The 15520-nt window shown below is 36.4% G+C and carries 15 protein-coding genes; 3 read left to right on the top strand and 12 right to left on the bottom strand.

The features are described from left to right. Nucleotides 1-5: 5 nt before the first annotated feature. Together SLH52_RS00770 and SLH52_RS00765 are read left to right on the top strand one after the other, a co-directional pair. Entirely contained in the window at nucleotides 6-140 is a 135-nt protein-coding gene (locus tag SLH52_RS00770) for a hypothetical protein (RefSeq protein ID WP_320207399.1), read from the top strand. 239 nt (nucleotides 141-379) lie between these two features. Beyond that, nucleotides 380-625 (top strand): hypothetical protein, encoded by a 246-nt coding sequence (locus tag SLH52_RS00765; RefSeq protein WP_320207398.1) that lies wholly within the window; start codon nucleotides 380-382, stop codon nucleotides 623-625. A 29-nt stretch (nucleotides 626-654) separates the two neighbouring features. Here SLH52_RS00765 and prmC read toward each other — a convergent pair whose 3' ends face one another. The 10 genes from prmC to SLH52_RS00715 all read right to left on the bottom strand — a co-directional run bounded on the left by prmC (nucleotide 655) and on the right by SLH52_RS00715 (nucleotide 11501). Then, nucleotides 655-1524, bottom strand: coding sequence for a peptide chain release factor N(5)-glutamine methyltransferase (prmC, locus tag SLH52_RS00760; RefSeq protein ID WP_320207397.1), 870 nt, complete (start codon nucleotides 1522-1524; stop codon nucleotides 655-657). Next, nucleotides 1517-2599 (bottom strand): peptide chain release factor 1, encoded by a 1083-nt coding sequence (prfA, locus tag SLH52_RS00755; RefSeq protein WP_320207396.1) that lies wholly within the window; start codon nucleotides 2597-2599, stop codon nucleotides 1517-1519. Before prfA ends, prmC begins: the two co-directional genes overlap by 8 nt. A 397-nt stretch (nucleotides 2600-2996) precedes the next feature. Then, nucleotides 2997-3617: a thymidine kinase gene (locus tag SLH52_RS00750; protein ID WP_320207395.1), complete on the bottom strand. Its 621-nt coding sequence runs from the start codon at nucleotides 3615-3617 to the stop codon at nucleotides 2997-2999. 115 nt (nucleotides 3618-3732) lie between these two features. Continuing rightward, nucleotides 3733-3933 carry a 50S ribosomal protein L31 gene (rpmE, locus tag SLH52_RS00745; RefSeq protein WP_214480887.1) on the bottom strand — a complete coding sequence of 67 codons (201 nt, stop codon included), beginning with the start codon at nucleotides 3931-3933 and terminating at the stop codon, nucleotides 3733-3735. Between the two features lie 224 nt (nucleotides 3934-4157). Continuing rightward, entirely contained in the window at nucleotides 4158-5441 is a 1284-nt protein-coding gene (rho, locus tag SLH52_RS00740) for a transcription termination factor Rho (protein WP_214480888.1), read from the bottom strand. A gap of 842 nt (nucleotides 5442-6283) precedes the next feature. Continuing rightward, a complete protein-coding gene (gene glpX / locus SLH52_RS00735; RefSeq protein WP_320207394.1) occupies nucleotides 6284-7246 on the bottom strand; it encodes a class II fructose-bisphosphatase in 963 nt (320 codons plus the stop codon). 230 nt (nucleotides 7247-7476) lie between these two features. Further along, a complete protein-coding gene (locus SLH52_RS00730) occupies nucleotides 7477-8763 on the bottom strand; it encodes a UDP-N-acetylglucosamine 1-carboxyvinyltransferase (protein WP_320207393.1) in 1287 nt (428 codons plus the stop codon). 227 nt (nucleotides 8764-8990) lie between these two features. After that, nucleotides 8991-9638 carry a fructose-6-phosphate aldolase gene (gene fsa / locus SLH52_RS00725; protein ID WP_320207392.1) on the bottom strand — a complete coding sequence of 216 codons (648 nt, stop codon included), beginning with the start codon at nucleotides 9636-9638 and terminating at the stop codon, nucleotides 8991-8993. 347 nt (nucleotides 9639-9985) lie between these two features. Beyond that, complete coding sequence (locus SLH52_RS00720) at nucleotides 9986-10849, bottom strand: class II fructose-bisphosphate aldolase (RefSeq protein ID WP_320207391.1); 864 nt, start codon at nucleotides 10847-10849, stop codon at nucleotides 9986-9988. Between the two features lie 268 nt (nucleotides 10850-11117). Then, nucleotides 11118-11501 (bottom strand): response regulator, encoded by a 384-nt coding sequence (locus SLH52_RS00715; RefSeq protein ID WP_214480893.1) that lies wholly within the window; start codon nucleotides 11499-11501, stop codon nucleotides 11118-11120. Nucleotides 11502-11946: 445 nt separating this feature from the next. Between SLH52_RS00715 and SLH52_RS00710 the strand changes: the two genes are divergently transcribed. Next, the gene (locus SLH52_RS00710) at nucleotides 11947-12477 is read left to right on the top strand and encodes a DUF2529 domain-containing protein (RefSeq protein WP_320207390.1); all 531 of its coding nucleotides are present in this window, start codon (nucleotides 11947-11949) and stop codon (nucleotides 12475-12477) included. A 184-nt stretch (nucleotides 12478-12661) separates the two neighbouring features. On the opposite strand, the gene SLH52_RS00705 is transcribed toward SLH52_RS00710, so the two are convergent. Next, the gene (locus tag SLH52_RS00705; protein WP_320207389.1) at nucleotides 12662-14263 is read right to left on the bottom strand and encodes a CTP synthase; all 1602 of its coding nucleotides are present in this window, start codon (nucleotides 14261-14263) and stop codon (nucleotides 12662-12664) included. A gap of 312 nt (nucleotides 14264-14575) precedes the next feature. Then, nucleotides 14576-15082, bottom strand: coding sequence for a DNA-directed RNA polymerase subunit delta (gene rpoE, locus SLH52_RS00700; RefSeq protein ID WP_320207388.1), 507 nt, complete (start codon nucleotides 15080-15082; stop codon nucleotides 14576-14578). Nucleotides 15083-15520: the final 438 nt, after the last annotated feature.

Genomic DNA, 15520 nt, shown 5'->3' with positions numbered 1-15520 from the left:
GAGAAATGGTGAAGCGTCTCGAGGGGATAGGCACTGTAGCTGGACAAAAAGAAAAGCGAAGCCGACTGCTAACTCCCGACAAGCACTGGAAGCATTTCATAAGAAGGCGCTTTTTGCCTTCAGGTGAAATGGTGAAGTGACCTCGAGGGAGTAGGAGGCGGAGCTGGACAAACAGAAAGGCGGAAGTGCCTTGCTCATCCCCGACAAGCACTGGAGCCATTTCAAATGAAGGCGCTTTTTGCCTTCTTGTGAAATGGCCAAGTGACCTCGAGGGGATAGGCACTGGAGCTGGACATTAGAAAAGCGGAGCCGACTGCGCTGCCTCGACAAGCGTTGGAACCTTTTCAACCGAAGACGCTTTTTGTCTTCTGGTGAAAAGGTGAAACGACTCGAGAGGCAAGGAGGCGGAGCTGGACAAAGAAAAGCGGAGCCGACTGCGCTGCCTCGACAAGCGTTGGAAGCATTTCATAAGAAGCTGCTTTTGCACTTCGTATCTATGTTTGAAATGACCTTAAGAGACCAGAAGATAATTAAGGGCTCTTTTCGTCTATTGTTATTAACAATGGATATGAATAGTAGGCTTTATCCGAGCCCAAAATTTATAAGCAGGAAAGGTGAACTCTGAGAAAAATATCCTAAATAAGAGCCTTCATATTATGAAATCTCAGCAAAGACCATCCTATCTTTGCCGTTAATATCAAATACAACCTCAACAACTGCATTTCTAAAAGTTTGTTGTAGTAATGATTGAACACTCTTACCTTGTCCAACCCCTACTTCAAAAGCAATAATTGCCTTCTTACTTAATATGTAAGGTAGTTGCGTCATAAAACGTCGATAAAAATCGAGCCCATCCTCACCGCCAGCTAATGCACGCATAGGATCATAATCTTTTACAATTGGAGATAATTTATCTATCTCTTTATTTGGAATATAAGGAGGGTTGGAGACGATCACATCAAAAGTTGTATCACTATTCATAAAAGGCGTTAGCAAATCCCCTTGAATAAACGTAACCTCTGTCTCGAGGTGTTCTGCATTCGACTTGGCAATTTCTAATGATTCTTTTGCAATATCAGTTGCAGTAACTTGTAATGATTTCCGCTCTGAAGCTAATGTAATGGCAATGATGCCACTCCCAGTTCCAACATCTACTACGTTAACTCTATTTCCATTTGGAAATAGCTTATCTATACGTTGTAGGACCCCTTGCACAAGCTCTTCTGTTTCTGGACGCGGAATTAATACTTCTTTGTTTACACGAAAGGTTCTTCCGTAAAAATGCTCATATCCAATAATGTGTTGAACTGGAACACCACTACAATGAGTGTGTATATCTTCAGTAAACTTTTTATCTATCTCATTATCGATGTCCATTCTCATGTTGCTAAACAGTTGTGTTCTCGACATTTGAAGATGATGAAGTAACAATAATTCCCCTACATTGTCATCCCTATTTGATTCCTTTAAAAAAGAAGAAGCCCAGTTCAGGGCTTCATATATTTTTCTCTTTTGCTTACTCATTATCGTCTTGTTCCATTTTTTTGGATTGATCTTCCAATATAAGCGCATCAATAAATTCATCAAGCTTACCTTGTAAAATTTGGTCTAGCTTCTGAATTGTTAGGCCAATTCGATGATCAGTTACACGATTCTGAGGAAAGTTATATGTCCGTATACGCTCTGAACGATCGCCAGAGCCTACAGCTTGTTTACGATTTTGATCATATTCAGCTTGTGCTTCTTGTTGAAACTTATCGTATACACGTGCACGTAATACTTTCATCGCTTTTTCTTTATTTTTTATTTGTGATTTTTCATCCTGACAAGATACTACCGTACCTGTTGGTACATGCGTTAAACGAACAGCTGACATGGTTGTATTTACACTTTGTCCACCTGGCCCACTAGAAGCAAAGGTATCCACTCGAATATCCTTTTCATGGATATCTACTTCGACTTCTTCTGCTTCAGGTAAACACGCAACAGTAGCTGTTGACGTATGAATACGACCACCAGATTCAGTTTCAGGAACACGCTGAACGCGGTGTGCACCGTTTTCAAATTTCATCTTCGAATAGGCACCTTTACCATTAATCATAAAAATAATCTCTTTAAAGCCACCAATTCCAGTTGAGCTAGCTTCTATGACCTCGGTTTTCCACCCTTGAATCTCCGCATAACGAGAATACATTCGGTATAAATCACCTGCAAATAAAGCTGCTTCATCTCCACCTGCTGCACCGCGTATTTCCATAATTACATTTTTATCATCATTAGGATCTTTAGGAATAAGAAGAACTTTCAATTGCTCCACAATTTCGGACTCATTACTTTCAAGTTCACTAATCTCTTCCTTCACCATATCTCTCATATCTGCATCAAGTTTTTCTTCAAGCATTGCTTTTGCATCCTGAAGTTGCTCGCTAACAGATTTATATTCTCTATATTTTTGAACTGTTTCCTGTATATCTGATTGTTCCTTAGAATAATCACGTAATTTTTTAGGATCATTTACGATTTCAGGATCACTTAATAGCTCATTCAATTTTTCAAAACGCTCTTCTACAGCTTGCAAACGATCAAACACATCATTCACCTCAATTTTAGTCCATAACATTATAATTATATTATACGTTAACAAAGGAGTCAAAGAAATGTCGCCATTTATGATAGCTTTCGTTATGCGTCAGAGGTATCCAACAAGGCAGATACTTAACATAGTAACAACAACAAGGATATTTTTGTATTGTTGATTGTTTTTTATATGGCGACCTTAACAATTCACATTGATTGTTGTTTTTCGTATTAAGGAATAAACACGTACACAACTAGAATTTGGTGCATCTTTTCTTCTGTATAACGATGACTTACAATTTAAAACCACTTTTTTGGTACTAATATGATAACAATAGCAACAAAGTTTACGAAAAGAGACTTAAAAATAAGAGTTATGTAATTTAGCCAATAAAAAATGCACAACTATTTGCTGCGCATTATTTTCCGACATTATTACTATTTATCCCCATATTCATGCTACGTTTACCTGGCACTTCATGATGATGACGACACCGAGGTTCATATGATTCTGATGCTCCTACTAAAATAATTGGTTCATCATAATAAGCAGGATTACCATCTATTAATCGCTGAGTTCTACTTGCTGGTGAACCACAAATCGCACATACAGCTTGCAACTTTGTCACTAATTCAGCTATAGCCATTAGCGCAGGAACAGGCCCAAACGGTTCTCCTCTAAAATCTTGATCTAGACCAGCAACTATGACACGATGACCTTGGTTGGCTAATTGCGTAACAACTTGAATAATGCCTTCATCAAAAAATTGAACTTCATCAATAGCTACTACATCTGTTGTAGACGTTACATTCGAAATAATATCTTGTGAATCTTTTACAGAATGAGCAATAATAGATGTCCCATTATGAGATACTACTGCTTCATCACTGTAGCGATTATCAATAAGTGGTTTAAAAACTTGAATACTTTGCTTTGCAAATTGCGCACGTCTCACTCGTCGAATTAATTCTTCAGATTTTCCAGAAAACATGCTGCCACAAATTAGTTCAAGCCAGCCAGTTTGCTTCATAACATACATGAAACGGCGTCTCCCTTTTTTCTATAATTTCATATCAAATATTTTTATGTTTAACTAAGTATAAAACAAAGTAAAAAACAGGCAAGATATGGAATAACTCGCCTGTTTTACTTGATTACTTAAGGCCGTATTTTTTGTTAAATTTATCTACACGTCCATCTGCAGAAGCGAATTTTTGACGTCCAGTATAGAATGGATGACAAGCTGAGCAAATCTCAACACGCACCTCTTCTTTTACAGAGCCACTTTCGAACTCGTTTCCACAAGCACATTTAACCGTTACTTTTGAATAATTTGGATGAATTCCAGCTTTCATTATTTTCATCTCCTTCCGCCCTGAATCATCTGAGACAGAGTTATCGAGGTTATTAAAAAGTGTAAAAGAAATGTTTAGAACACTTTCTTATTCATCTAGAATGGAGCAAAATAGGAAATGATCCCATTAACAGATTCCATCTAGAAACACACATGAGAAATTATAACAAGGGTTCTCATCTTTTGCAACTACCTGATACTAACAATTCATTTTTCATAAAAAATTTAAACTCGCCTTGATGACGAATGTCCCATCGCTTTCCATTCTTCTTCAAGCATTTGAAAAAATTCTTGATTTGATTTTGATTTCCTTAATTTTCTTAAAAACTTCTCTGCAAAATCAGGTGAATCTGACATAGATTTTCTGATCGCCCATAACTTATCAAGGTGATCCTTAGGAATTAATAATTCTTCCTTACGTGTTCCTGAACGACGAATATCAATAGCAGGGAAAATTCTTTTCTCTGCTAATGAACGATCTAAATGAAGTTCCATATTTCCAGTTCCTTTGAACTCCTCATATATGACATCATCCATTCTTGAACCGGTATCAACTAATGCAGTAGCTAATATCGTTAAGCTTCCACCTTCTTCAATGTTTCTAGCAGCTCCAAAAAATCTCTTAGGACGATGGAAAGCAGCTGGGTCAATACCACCAGATAATGTACGTCCACTTGGTGGGATAACTAAGTTATACGCACGTGCTAGTCGTGTGATACTATCCATTAAAATAATTACATCTCTCTTATGCTCAACAAGTCGCATCGCACGCTCTAGTACAAGCTCAGCAACCTTTATATGATTTTCTGGTACTTCATCGAACGTTGAACTAACAACATCTCCTGCAACAGAACGTTCAATATCTGTTACTTCCTCTGGTCTTTCATCAATTAACAATACAATAAGCTCAGCATCAGGTTGATTTGTCGTAATACTGTTAGCAATTTCTTTTAACAGCATTGTCTTACCAGCCTTTGGAGGAGCTACAATTAAACCACGTTGTCCAAATCCAACAGGAGCTGTAACGTCCATAATACGTGTCGATAATTTATGTGGAGCTGTTTCAAGCTTAATTTGTCTATTTGGATACAAAGGAGTTAATGCAGGAAAGTGTACACGTTCTTTAGCTGTTTCAGGATCGTCCCCATTAACTGCTTCTACGTGTAGCAATCCATAATATCGCTCATTTTCCTTAGGAGGCCTTACTTTCCCAGAAACTTTATCACCGTTTCGAAGGTCAAATCGACGAATTTGCGAAGCTGAAATATAGATATCCTCTGAGCTTGGAGAATAATTAATTGGTCTTAGAAAGCCAAACCCTTCAGATTGAATGATTTCTAAAACACCTTCCATGAATAATAAACCGTCTTTCTCAGCCCTTGCTTTTAAAATGGCAAAGATTAATTCCTTTTTCGTAAGCTTACTATAATAAGTTATTTTAAATTCACGAGCAAGCTCGTACAATTCCTTTAACTTCATTTCCTCTAACTTTCCAATTGTTAGACTCATATAAACACCACTCTTTAAATGTTATTATTTCCTCTAAATAAGTAGGTAAAAAATGGAATGAATAATAGTTAGGTGAGCTATCTTATTAAAGAGGTAGAATTAATGATAATTCTTTTTCCGCATTGCTTGTTCATTTTTCATTAGTTTATTTATCAGTATTGAAAAACGAAGGTTTGGAAGGCTTTCACATGAAGCAAAAAAAGAAGAATACAAGTTTTTCTTTTACGTAGCACTTTCTATTTTACCCTTTTTTCGTATACATATTCAACTATTTTTTAAACTTAACAGCAAAACATATCTAATCTATGCGTCTCACCAGTGCATTTTCCATAAAAAACAGTATATACTTTTTTATCTTACTACTATTGGAGAATGAACAATGTACAGTAAGGAATATGAAATAAGCCATTCAGCATAATTTTAAGGCTCTTCCCATAAATTTTTTGCTAAATTTGTACAATTAGATGTGGTTTTAGTATAAGTTCTCGAGATAAGGAGGGAAGATAACATTGCAATGTATCATACATGTTTGTTGTAGTAAAAAACAACAGTAACCACCTTTTACTTAGAAGAAAAATTTCACCATCGTTAAGTTTAACTATCGTGGTAAAGCATTTTTTTAAGAAAAGGCTCTTTTCGTGAACTTTATTGCTATTGTTATCCAATTAGCACCAATAAAGTGGTTTAACATGGTTCTTCATTGTTGTAGAAAAGATGCCACGAACTCTAATTGTGTATTTGTTTGGCTCATAGAACGAAAAGCAGCAACAAATAGTGCGAAAACATCCAAAGAAAACGAGGGTTGTTAAGAAAACCCTCGTTTTAGCTAGTTAATAATTATATTACTTAATGACAAGGTTTGGCTTTTTCTTCAAACTATGCCTTCCTTCTACGAAACGAACCGTTCCAGATTTTGCACGCATGACAATCGAATGAGTAGAACCATAGGTGCCTTTAAATTGAACTCCTTTAAGAAGCTCACCATCTGTAACACCTGTTGCTGCAAAAATAGCATCATCACCACGAACTAAATCTTCCATACGTAAAACTCGACTAACATCAAGTCCCATAGATATACAGCGTTCTATCTCTGCATCATCCTGTGGTAGGAGTTTACCTTGAATCTCTCCCCCTAAGCATTTTAAAGCAACTGCAGCTAGAACACCTTCCGGCGCGCCACCAGAGCCAAATAAAATATCAACACCAGTATGATCAAACGCAGTGTTAAAAGCTCCTGCTACATCTCCATCATCGATCAGCTTTATTCTCGCTCCTGCTTCGCGTAGTTGTGCAATAATATGCTCATGTCGAGGGCGGTTCAATACTGTTGCTACAACATCCTGAATATCTTTGTTTTTCGCCCTTGCAACAGCCTTCAAATTATCAATTACAGGCGCATCGATATCAATATGTCCTACTGCCTCTGGACCGACAGCTATTTTATCCATATACATATCAGGCGCGTGCAATAGGTTTCCATTATCAGCAACAGCTAATACTGCAAGCGCGTTCCATCCACCTGAAGCAACAATGTTAGTGCCTTCGAGTGGATCAACAGCAACATCGACACGTTGTCCATAACCAGTTCCAAGCTTTTCACCAATGTATAACATCGGTGCTTCGTCCATTTCACCTTCTCCAATTACAACAGTACCTTTCATTGGTACAGTGTCAAATACGTCTCTCATTGCAGAAGTTGCAGCATCATCTGCTTCATCTTTTTTCCCACGACCCATCCATCGTGCTGATGCTAAAGCAGCTGCTTCAGTTACCCGAACAAGCTCCATAGATAAACTTCGTTCCATACGTGCTTCCCCCCAAAAAATTGCCTTTCAACTTTACAGTTTACTTTAAAAAACGTAAGTTGAAAAGCAGTGAGCATATATTAAACTTTATCAAAGATTCTTTTCGTACAGCTTGTAGCTATTTTTTCCTACTTTTAAACAGTTAGTTACGTTTTATATAGTGGCTATAACTTTTATTGATGATCATTTGTTTTTGTCTTAGCAATAATCAAATAATGTAAACACTGTAATTATAGGTTCTGTAACTGTTCTATTTCTTCTTCGGTCATTTTCTCTCTCCATATCGTTGCACCGAGACCTGAAAGCTTATCTTCAAGGTGACTATACCCACGATCAATATGCTCTAATCCAGTTATTTCTGTTATGCCATTAGCGATTAAACCAGCTACAACCAATGAAGCACCTGCTCGCAAATCACTCGCTCGCACTCTTGCACCTTGTAATCGAGCTGGACCAGAAATAATGGAGGAGCCACCTTCTACTTTGACATTCGCATTCATACGTCTCAATTCATCAATATGCTTAAAGCGTGCTCCATAAATCGTATCAGTAACAATACTTGTACCTTGTGCCCTTGTTAGTAAAGAAGTAAAAGGTTGTTGTAGATCTGTCGGAAAGCCAGGATACACAAGTGTTTTTAAATCGACTGCCTTTAAATTATTTGAACTAGAAATTAGCACTTGATCATTGCTCGTTTCAATTGAAACACCCATTTCACGTAGCTTAGCAATAAGTGATTCGAGATGTAACGGAATTACATTATCTACCAATACTTGTTCTCCAGTTGCCGCTGCAATGATAATATATGTACCAGCTTCAATTCTATCTGGTATGATTGAGTGACGACACCCGCGAAGATGCTCTACCCCATCAATTCGGATAACGTCCGTTCCTGCACCCTTGATTTTTGCACCCATACTAGAGAGTAAAGTGGCAACATCAATAATCTCAGGTTCTTTTGCTGCATTCTCAATAATCGTTCTTCCTTTTGCTCTGACAGCTGCCAACATAATATTAATCGTTGCACCAACACTTACTACATCTAAATATATCCTGGCACCTCTTAGCTCATTAGCACGTAAATAAATCGCACCTTGTTCGTTAGTTACTTGAGCTCCAAGTGCTTCAAAGCCTTTAATATGCTGGTCAATTGGCCGAGGTCCCAAATGACACCCTCCAGGCAAGCCAATTACAGCCTTTTTAAACCGACCAAGCATCGCACCCATTAAATAATAAGAGGCACGTAATTTTTTCACTTTACCATTTGGCAAAGGCATAGAAATCATATTAGTAGGGTCAATAGTCATTTCTTTATCATTAAGTACTACGTTACCACCGATTTCCTCTAATAAACCACCTAACATTTGCACATCAGATATATTTGGTATACCTTCAATTGTGACAGGTGAATCCGCCAAGATCGTTGCTGGAATTAGAGCAACGACACTATTTTTAGCTCCACTAATTTTTACTGATCCCTTTAACGGATAACCACCGGCTATTTTTAACTTTTCCATGTTTTTCTCCCTTCTAAGCGGATCATCAAAAGTTCCTCAAAAAACTCGGTTCGATATATTCCTCCAACACTTATTTTTTGCCTCCCTTTTCATCCACCATAGCGAAGTAAACTAAATATAGATTTATAATAAATTGGTATATTTATCCATATAAATTAAGTATTATCTAATAGTTTACACGAAAAAGCAAAAATAATGTATGGAAATGATCCTTTTAAAAATATTTTCTAGTCATTTTTTTTATTCCAATCTGCTAGAAACTTTTCAATACCTTGATCTGTCAATGGATGATTACAAAGTTGCATAATAACGTTAAAAGGGACAGTAGCAATATGAGCTCCATTTAGCGCAGCTTCTGTTATATGCATTGGGTGACGAATAGAAGCAGCAATAATTTCCGTCTCTAGATCGTGCACATTAAAAATTTCTGCAATCGTTGCAATTAAGTCCATACCATTATGGCCTATATCATCTAAACGGCCAAGAAAAGGTGATACATAAGTAGCTCCAGCTCTTGCTGCAAGCAACGCTTGATTTGCATTAAAAATGAGCGTAACATTCGTTTTGATTCCTTCATCGGAAAAAGCTTTCACAGCTTTTAAGCCTTCAATAGTCATCGGAACTTTAATCGTAATATTTGGAGCGATCTTAGCAAGCTCTTTTCCCTCTTCAATCATCTCTGGTGCTGTTGTAGCAATAACCTCAGCGCTAACTGAGCCGGGTACGAGTGAAGTTATTTCACGTAGACGATCGTGAAAGGAAACATTTTTTTCTTTCGCAACTAAACTTGGATTTGTCGTTACTCCAGATAAAATCCCAACTGAATGAGCTTCACGAATTTCTTCAATGTTTGCAGTATCAATAAAAAATTTCATTATCATTATTCCTCCTAAATAAATATAATAAAACAATTTTTTCGCATTTTTCGTTGTATTTCGTACTAATAAATATACATGAGTTCTGGTCATATTACACGTAATAAGGAGCTATCGCAGCAAATCTTATGAAAAGAAGCCGAAGAAAAAAACAAAACCGCCCTTCATTTCAAGTATCTACAAAGATAATGAAATAATGCACAATAGTTGTGCAAAGGCGGTTTCTCCGTGTATAGAGATTATTTGGCTAGCCTACCATATCATATGAACAATCACTATATGAAAATGTTCTAATAGCTAAGAAAAACACGCAATATAGAATTGATGTGTCATTCCTTTGGTAAGACTTACGCTTTATTTGATGAACCAAATTCCTTCATTTTACCTTTAACAGTCTCTTTAATAGCTTCACGAGCTGGTCCTAAGTATTTACGTGGATCATACTCTTCTGTTTTTTCAGCTAACACTTCACGAACGACTTTAGCTGAAGCAATTTGGTTTTCAGTATTTACATTAATTTTTGATGTTCCTAATGAAATAGCCTTTTGAATATCTTTCGTAGGAATTCCTGTCCCTCCATGAAGCACTAAAGGAATACCTGTTAATTCCATAACTTCTTTCATGCGATCAAAGCCAAGATTAGGTTCGCCTTTGTATGGACCATGGACAGATCCTAGAGCTGGTGCAAAGCAGTCTACCCCAGTTTCACGAACAAGTTGATCACATTCAGATGGAATTGCATACATTGCATCTGCATCATCAACTACTAAATCGTCTTCTTGACCACCAATACGGCCTAATTCCGCTTCCACAGAAACTCCGTGTATGTGTGCAAGTTCAACAACTTTTTGCGTAATAGCAATATTTTCTTCAAGTGGATGGTGAGATCCATCAATCATAACAGAAGTAAAACCTGCATGGATTGCTTCAGCACATTTTTCAAAGCTTGAACCATGGTCTAAATGAATCGCCACAGGAACTGTAATGTTATAATCTTCAATTAATCCTTCAACCATCTTTACAACTGTTTTAAATCCACCCATATAACGAGCAGCACCTTCAGAAACACCACAAATAACTGGTGAATTTTCTTCTTGAGCAGCTTGTAAAATTGCTTGTGTAAATTCTAAGTTGTTCAGGTTAAACTGTCCAACTGCATATCCTTCATCTTTTGCTTTGTTAAGCATTTCGGTCATAGAAACTAAAGGCATATCATTATCCTCCTTAAGGCAGCTAATTAGTATATTTTCCTATAAGTTCATCATATGTAGAGTATCCATATTCATCAAATACTATGTACTGTCCAAATGTTATTAGAGACATTCACAAAAGTTATGGAACAGTGCAATTGTTATCGTTTGAAGAATACTCACATTTGATCATAACTTATTTACATTTCATAGCATACCAACTTACTTGTCAAAGCTCAATAGTTTCGTTCGAGTAGTAATCGCTTACATAGCAATTTTCACTAAAAAGTCATTGTTTAACAGAACCAATTGACAATTGTTCTTTCACAGCTACACGAATTTCATCAATATCAAAAGGCTTAGCAAAATGAGTAATCGCTCCTAAATCCTTCGCTTCTTGAATCATGTCCAACTCACCATACGCTGTCATAATAATGACCTTGACCTTTATATCTTGATCGTCTACCCTCATTCTCTTTAATATCTCTATTCCATCCATCCCTGGAATTTTCATATCTAGCAATACTAAGTCAGGAGAGTGCTTTTTCACAATATCTAATGCCTCAACTCCATTAGAAGCTTGAAATGTTACATAACCTTCTTTTTGAAATACTTCGTTGAGTAATATACGAATGCCATACTGATCATCGACAATTAGTATTTTGTGCCCCATTCTTTTTCACTCCTCAAAATAAGTTTCCCTACTTAACTACTTTTATTTCTCGTTAATTTCACATTTTCCTTCTTTATATTGATTTTATTTTACATTCCTTCCTAGATTATTCAATTTTAAGCAAAGGTTCTTGTCGTTAACTTTATCGCTATTTTTACTAAATTACCTCTGTTGAATGAACTTTTATAAGATTTACACAGTTGTAAATAAGAAAAGGTGTTCAACCGTTAGTTTTGTATTTGAGTTTATCTCTTAATATAAAACAACTTATGAAAAAACAGCAATGTTTAAATAGCTGAAACTAACCAATTTAGGAATTTGAATTTAATTACTATTACAGTTAAACTTGCTAAAGAAAAGTTAAGTAATGAGGGATTAGTTCGAAATTTTCTAGCGGATTGACTTTCAAGCTTGAATTAATAAATCACTGGAGGATTTACACTGCATGTTAAAAATATTTACTACTCAGCTAACAGGATTATTCAAAAAAATAACAGATAACGAAGAAGATCACATAGAAGATGGGGCTAGACTGCTTGCACAAGCTATTATTGGAGATGGCTCAATATATGTGCTCGGAATTCATGAAATGGAAGCTATTGCAATAGAAGCATCTATCGGAACAGAACCTTTACCTAAAATCAAAAGATTGTCTATGCATGATGATTTTACTTCAATTCATCAAACAGATCGAGTACTCTTAGTCACAAGATATTCGACTGATGAAAAGGCAATTGAAAGTGCATCATCACTTATGAACCTTAGTATACCAATTGTAGCTATATCAGCAGACTCTTCAAAAGAAAATGAAACTTCATTAACTGATTTAGTAGATGTACACATCGATACAAAACTTATCAAACCATTAATTCCAAATAGTGATGGCACGCGCTTTGGTCTACCTACAATGATGGCAGCTTTGTTTGCTTACTATGGTCTAGCTTATACAATTGAAGAAATTATCGACGAAAACTAACGGATTGTCACAATTTACCCTGATCACCGTTGCTTAAACATAAGCAACGGTGTGTTCGGGTCGGCTACGCTTTTATCCTCCAGCTTCGCCTCCTACTCCCTCGAGGTCGCTTCAGCATTGCATTCGAAGGCAAAATGCGCCTTCATATGAAATGCTTCCAGCGCTTGTCAGGACTACCAGTCGACTACGCTTTTGTTACTATTGAAGCTTGGATGAAGTCATGGAATAATCGTTGAGGCCTTGTTGGTCGTGACGTAAATTCCGGATGAAATTGTGATGCAACAAACCAAGGGTGATCTTTTAATTCGATTATTTCTACAAGACGTCCATCAGGACTTGTCCCAGAAAATACAAACCCTTTTTCTTCAAGCATTTGGCGATATTGATTGTTAAATTCATAGCGATGACGATGACGCTCATAAATAACTTCATCTTTATAGGCCTCAGAGGCTTTTGTTCCATCTGATAATTTACATGGGTAAAGACCTAATCTTAATGTGCCACCTAAATCCTCAATATCTTTTTGCTCAGGCAATAAATCAATGACAGGATGCGGTGTTTCAGGATCTATTTCTGCAGAATGAGCACCTTGCAAGCCAACAACATTACGTGCAAATTCAACAGAAGCTAATTGCATCCCTAAACATATTCCTAAAAATGGAACTTTATTTTCACGTGCATACTGAATTGCTAAAATTTTCCCTTCAATACCTCGGTCACCGAAACCGCCAGGTACTAAAATACCATCTACTTCTGATAGTAGATTAACAACATTATCTTTCGTCACATGTTCTGAATTAATCCACTTAATATTGACATCTGTATCAAATGCATAACCTGCGTGGCGCATTGCCTCAACAACTGATATATATGCATCCTGTAATTCAACATACTTACCAACAAGGGCAATTGTTGTTTTATTCGAAAGGTTTTTCACCTTATTAACAAGATCTTCCCATTCAGTCATATCAGCAGGTTTACAAGATAACTTCAAGTGGTCACATGTGATTTGATCCAGCTTTTGCTCTTGAACTGCAAGTGGCACAGAATACAATGTATCCGCATCACGCATTTCTACAACAGCCTTCGAATCAATATCGCAGAACAATGCAATTTTATCTTTCATATCATCAGATATCGGCATTTCTGTTCTAACAACGATAACATTAGGTTGAATTCCTAAGCTACGAAGCTCTTTTACACTATGTTGTGTTGGCTTTGTTTTCATTTCGCCAGCAGCTTTAAGATATGGAACTAATGTACAATGAATGTACATTACATTGTCTCTTCCGATATCACTCTTAATTTGTCGTATTGCTTCTAAGAATGGTAAAGATTCGATGTCCCCTACTGTTCCACCTATTTCTGTAATTACAACATCAGCGTTTGTTTCTCGCCCAGCTCTAAAGACACGTTCTTTAATTTCATTGGTGATATGTGGTATAACTTGAACAGTTCCACCTAAATAATCACCACGTCGTTCTTTTTTTAATACAGTTGAATAAATTTTTCCTGTTGTTACATTACTGTATTTATTCAAATTTATATCTATGAATCGTTCATAATGACCTAAATCTAAATCTGTTTCAGCTCCATCATCAGTAACAAAAACTTCTCCATGTTGATATGGACTCATCGTTCCAGGGTCGACATTAATATATGGATCAAATTTTTGAATCGTTACGTTTAATCCTCTATTTTTTAATAATCTTCCCAATGATGCTGCTGTAATACCTTTCCCTAATGATGATACAACTCCGCCAGTAACGAAAATATATTTTGTCATTGTTTTTCCCCTTTCAAAATCCTATATATATGAGGATGTTCAAAAAGCACGATAAAAATTACTATTTAGTATCATTGCTTTTCGTTCACCTTTCTTAATAGGTCCGCTAGATTGTATAAAACGGCAAAACCTTTATAACAGGGGATAATCATTTTTAGTGCACAGCACCATGGATTTCTTATCCTAAAAAATAAAAAATGCCCCTCTTACGAATATTCGTAAGGGAGCAGGATATTTTAATAGTTAAGATAAGTTCTTTTTTAAAGAGCCCAAAAAAGATTCTACCTAGTTCATTTATAAAAGTCAAGCGTATTATAAATCTTCCTCTTCATCTAATTCAAGATCTTCATCATCATCTTCGAGGTCGAAGTCTTCTTCTAGATCTTCATCAGTTTCCTCATCAATGTCATCGATGTCATCTAGATCCAGTTCGATATCTTCTTCTTCAAAATCGTCAGGATCATCAAAACTCTCTTCTTCTACTTTTTTAGTATCTTTGTCAGCTGCTTTTTTCGATTTTTTCTTTTTCGATTTTACCGTAGGAGTTACTTCTTCCTCAATTTTTTCATAAGGGTACCAAGACCTTAATCCCCATAGATTTTCACCAACACAAATAAACCGCCCATCAATATTTATATCAGTATAAAATTGAGAAATTTTTGTGTTAATTTCATCTTGGGATAAATGAAGAGAAGCTGTAATCTCATCCATTAACTCTTTAAATGTAATAGGCTTCTTTCTGCTTGATAAAATGTCAAATGCAATTTCGATAAGTGACATTTCTTTTAATTGGTCCAACGAATATTGTTTTAAACTCAAAAGGGACACTTCCTTTCATTGCTTCCACTCTAAGTAATACCATTCATTATAAACAAATTCAACCACTTTATGCTACTCAATTCTATGTATTTGTGAAAAATGTTAATTAATAGAACGAAAAGTCATAGAGACAGTTCCCTCGAAGGCGCTTCAGCTATACAACCTGAAGGTAAAATACACCTTTTTGTGTCGAGGCTCCAGCGTTTGCCTCTCGAGGTCACTTCATCATTTCATCTGAAGGCAAAAAGCGCTTTTTATGAAATGACTCCAGTGCTTGTCGGGAGTTAGCAGTCGGCTTCGCTTTTCTTTATCCAGCTACGCCTCCTTGCCTCTCGAGTCGTTTCACCTTTTCACCAGAAGACATAAAGCGTCTTCAGTTGTAAAGGCTCCAACGCTTGTCAAGCCAATACAGTCGGTTCCGCTTTTCTTCCTGTCCAG

The organism is Cytobacillus sp. IB215665 (genome assembly GCF_033963835.1).
Lineage (GTDB): Bacteria > Bacillota > Bacilli > Bacillales > SM2101 > Nanhaiella.
Note: the sequence above shows the minus strand (reverse complement) of the source record. Positions and strands in the feature narration are given on the sequence as shown.

What these genes read in the sequence shown, in the direction of transcription:
- fsa (WP_320207392.1), bottom strand. Translation starts at nt 9,638, where the DNA reads ATGAAATTTTTTATTGATACTGCAAACATTGAAGAAATTCGTGAAGCT.
- SLH52_RS00750 (WP_320207395.1), bottom strand. Translation starts at nt 3,617, where the DNA reads ATGTATGTTATGAAGCAAACTGGCTGGCTTGAACTAATTTGTGGCAGC.
- SLH52_RS00715 (WP_214480893.1), bottom strand. Translation starts at nt 11,501, where the DNA reads ATGGGGCACAAAATACTAATTGTCGATGATCAGTATGGCATTCGTATA.
- prmC (WP_320207397.1), bottom strand. Translation starts at nt 1,524, where the DNA reads ATGAGTAAGCAAAAGAGAAAAATATATGAAGCCCTGAACTGGGCTTCT.
- SLH52_RS00720 (WP_320207391.1), bottom strand. Translation starts at nt 10,849, where the DNA reads ATGCCTTTAGTTTCTATGACCGAAATGCTTAACAAAGCAAAAGATGAA.
- SLH52_RS00705 (WP_320207389.1), bottom strand. Translation starts at nt 14,263, where the DNA reads ATGACAAAATATATTTTCGTTACTGGCGGAGTTGTATCATCATTAGGG.
- SLH52_RS00770 (WP_320207399.1), top strand. Translation starts at nt 6, where the DNA reads ATGGTGAAGCGTCTCGAGGGGATAGGCACTGTAGCTGGACAAAAAGAA.
- rpmE (WP_214480887.1), bottom strand. Translation starts at nt 3,933, where the DNA reads ATGAAAGCTGGAATTCATCCAAATTATTCAAAAGTAACGGTTAAATGT.
- SLH52_RS00730 (WP_320207393.1), bottom strand. Translation starts at nt 8,763, where the DNA reads ATGGAAAAGTTAAAAATAGCCGGTGGTTATCCGTTAAAGGGATCAGTA.
- glpX (WP_320207394.1), bottom strand. Translation starts at nt 7,246, where the DNA reads ATGGAACGAAGTTTATCTATGGAGCTTGTTCGGGTAACTGAAGCAGCT.
- SLH52_RS00710 (WP_320207390.1), top strand. Translation starts at nt 11,947, where the DNA reads ATGTTAAAAATATTTACTACTCAGCTAACAGGATTATTCAAAAAAATA.
- rho (WP_214480888.1), bottom strand. Translation starts at nt 5,441, where the DNA reads ATGAGTCTAACAATTGGAAAGTTAGAGGAAATGAAGTTAAAGGAATTG.